This is a genomic window from Oscillibacter sp. CU971, assembly GCF_905219725.1.
GTDB lineage: Bacteria > Bacillota > Clostridia > Oscillospirales > Oscillospiraceae > Oscillibacter.
On sequence record NZ_CAJMXG010000298.1, the window covers coordinates 1 to 3,024 of the forward strand.

The 3,024-nt window shown below is 62.3% G+C and carries 3 protein-coding genes and 1 pseudogene; all 4 read right to left on the minus strand.

Annotation, left to right across the window (positions count from 1 at the left end):
- Positions 1-398: thiamine pyrophosphate-binding protein (locus JX325_RS14400; protein WP_243414108.1), on the minus strand; the 398-nt coding region annotated here is incomplete at its 3' end.
- A gap of 21 nt (positions 399-419) precedes the next feature.
- Positions 420-1,220 (minus strand): 5-deoxy-glucuronate isomerase, encoded by an 801-nt coding sequence (locus tag JX325_RS14405; protein WP_204791777.1) that lies wholly within the window; start codon positions 1,218-1,220, stop codon positions 420-422.
- Positions 1,221-1,379: 159 nt separating this feature from the next.
- On the minus strand, positions 1,380-2,282 hold the full coding sequence (gene iolE, locus JX325_RS14410; RefSeq protein WP_204791778.1) for a myo-inosose-2 dehydratase: 903 nt from the start codon (positions 2,280-2,282) through the stop codon (positions 1,380-1,382).
- 261 nt (positions 2,283-2,543) lie between these two features.
- Positions 2,544-2,990 (minus strand): annotated as a pseudogene (locus JX325_RS14415) (cysteine hydrolase family protein); the annotation flags it as partial.
- Positions 2,991-3,024 lie beyond the last annotated feature (34 nt).

Here is a 3,024-nt window from a genome sequence, read left to right on the forward strand (position 1 = left end):
TCCAGCTGCTGGAGCACCGGGTCCGGCTGGCGGGAGGCGAAGGTGTCCGCCGGGAAGACCAGCAGGGGGATGTTGTTGACCGTGGCCGTTGCGCACGCCGTCACCATATTGGCCGCGCCGGGGCCCACGGAGGAAGCGCAGGCGATGATCCGCTTGCGGCAGTTCTGCTTGGCGAAGGCGATGGCCACATGGCACATGCCCTGCTCGTTCCGGCCCTGCATGACCTTGNGGCCGCCGGGGTTCGTGTCCAGGGCCTCGCCCAGGCCCACGGCGATGCCGTGGCCGAAGATGGTGAAAAAGCCCTCCACGAATTTGGTCTCCACGCCGTCCATGGAGACGTACTGGTTATCCAGGAATTTGACAATGGCCTGGGCCGTCGTTAAGCGAANCGTTTCCATTGGAAAAACCTCCTTTAAAGTTTATCCCTGATAGATGTGGTCGTTGGCGTCGGGCTTCCAGAGCCAGGCGTGCTCCTCGTCGTCGATGCGGGTCTTCAGCCAGGGGTCCCCCTCCAGGTGCCGGATGCCCCAGGCGTAGCACATGGCGTAGCCCGGCGCGGCGGTCTGGGANTGGNAGCCGNTGGTGATGACGGCAAGGCCGTTGTGGCCGGTTTGATAAATCTCCCCGTTGGCAAAGCCCGCGCCGAAGCCGTGGGGATAGTCAAAGCGGTAGAAATAGACCTCCGGCTGAGGATGGTGATGGGGGGGATAGGAGGACCACTTGCCGGGGTGGTTCAGCACCTCGCCCAGGACCATGTTGGAAAAGGGCGCGTTGTCGTGGTCGAAGAAGGTTTTGATCTCCCGCTCCATGCAGCCCAAAAGCTCGCCATTGCACCCGGCGTGCTGGGTCTGGACGGTGTCGGGGGTGTACATGACCGCCTCAAAGGGCTTTTCGTTGAGGGTCTTTTGGATGTACAGCTCGCTGTGGGCCTTGGCGGTGAGGACGATCTTCTCCCCCCGGCCCGCCANGAGACAGTAGGCCTCATGGTGGAAGCAGTCGGGACGCTCGGCCTCCACGGTCTTCCCGGCCCACTGGTAGGTCACCGTACCGGCGAAGAGGAGGATGGCGATTTCCTTTTCTGCCTCCTCGAAGGTGAAGGTGTCGCCGGGCTCCATGACCAGGAGGCCCACGTCCATCTGGGTGCCCATGTCGTCCGCGGACATATCGATGTAGGGGTTGTACCCCTGCTTGAGTTCGGCGTTTTTGTTAAAATAGGTCATTGGAATCATCTCCCAAATTGTAATTCAAATCATTTTTGCGACGACACGCGCGTCACAAAAATTCCTTGACTCCAGCCGCCTGGGGCGGCGGCTCCAGTGACCGGTGTCACTGGAGGGGGGAATCCAAAGGGGGGGGGGACGAAGTCCCCTCTTTGAGCCTTAGAGCCCCGTATGCTCCCGAATGTACTTCCGCCCCTTCATGGCGTACTCCAGCGGATTCGCCTTGGCGGGGTCCTGCTCGGCCTCCACCAGCAGCCAGCCCCGATACCCGGCGTCCGCCAGAACCTTAAACACCGGGTCAAAGTCCACGTCGCCGTCGCCGGGCACGGTGAACGCGCCGCTGCGCACGGACTGGAGGAAGCTCCAGTTGTTCTTCCGGGNCTCTTCCACAACCGGCAGGCGCATGTCCTTCAGATGCACATGGCCCACCCGGTTCACATACTTCTTCAGCATGGTCAGGGGGTCCTCCCCGGCGAAGGTGAAGTGGCCGGTGTCATAGCACAAAAACACATACCGGGGGTCGGTATTGGCCATCATCCGGTCCGTCTCCTCGCTGGTCTGGACCACGGTGCCCATGTGGNGGTGGAAGCAGAGCTTGAAGCCCCGGTCGGCGGCGATCTTGCCCAGCTTGTTCAGCCCGTCGCAGAAAAGGGCCCACTCCCCGTCGTTCATCACATGCTNGTGCCCGCCGGTGANGACCGGGGTGTCCATCTGGCCCTGGATGGAATAGCTCTGCTCGCTGACGTTGATNCGGTTCGCCCCCACGGCGGCCNGGAAGTCCAGGTTCGCCTTAAAGTCCTTCTCCTCCTCCTCAAAGGGGCGGGTCAGGAGAAACGAGGAATACCAGCGGCTGGCAATCCGCATGCCCCTGAGGTCCAGGGCCTTTTTCAGCTCGGCGGGGTCCGTGGGGTACTTGTTGCCGATCTCACAGCCGGTAAAGCCCGCCAGGGCCATCTCGCTGACGATCTGCTGGAAGGTGTTCTCGCCGCCCAGCTCGGGCATATCATCGTTGCACCAGCCAATGGGCGCAATGCCCAGGGAAACGTTTTTGGAATCAAACATGGGAAACGACCTCCTTGAAAAATTGTCGTCCTGGGGCCCGGCAGGGGCCCTCCGGGGCAGAGGGGAAAACCGGCGGAAGCGAAGCGCTGCCGCAATCGTTTTCGCTATAAAGAAATTAGCATTTTCCCGCTGAAAAATCAACGGTTTTTCTCCGCGTTTTAGAAAATTTTCCAAATTCGCCAAAGGCTCTCCGGCTTTTTTTACGCTTTGACGGAAGGCTTGACGGAATTTACGCAAACGTTCACAATCTGCACGCGGGCCTCACCAGAGGTCCGTCCAGCCCACGGCGTCCCCCTGGGCGGCGAAGGGCTCCGGGAAGGCATCCGAGGCCAGCATTTCCTCCCGGATGGCGGCGGAGAGGTCCGGGACCGTTTCGGGCCCGTAGGCGGCGAAGGCGGCGCTGTCCATCAGCAGCGCCCCGGCCCGCTCCATGTCCTCCAGGTTCACCCGCTGGATCTCCTCCGTCTGGGAGGAACAGCAGTCCGTCAGCACCACGGTGTTGTACTCCAGGGCAATGGCGTCGTAGCAGGTGGTGCGGACGCAGTTGGGGGTGGTGGTCCCCGCCAGAATCACCGTCCGCACGTCCAGGCGGCGGAGGATCAGGTCCAGCTCCGTCTGGAAAAAGGCGCTCCACCGGGGCTTGATGATGGTGTAATCCCCCGGCTGGGGGCGGAGGGCCTCCGGGGCCTGGGCGCTGTTGGGCCCGGCGGAGGCCCTCCGCCCCCAGCCGGGGGATTACACC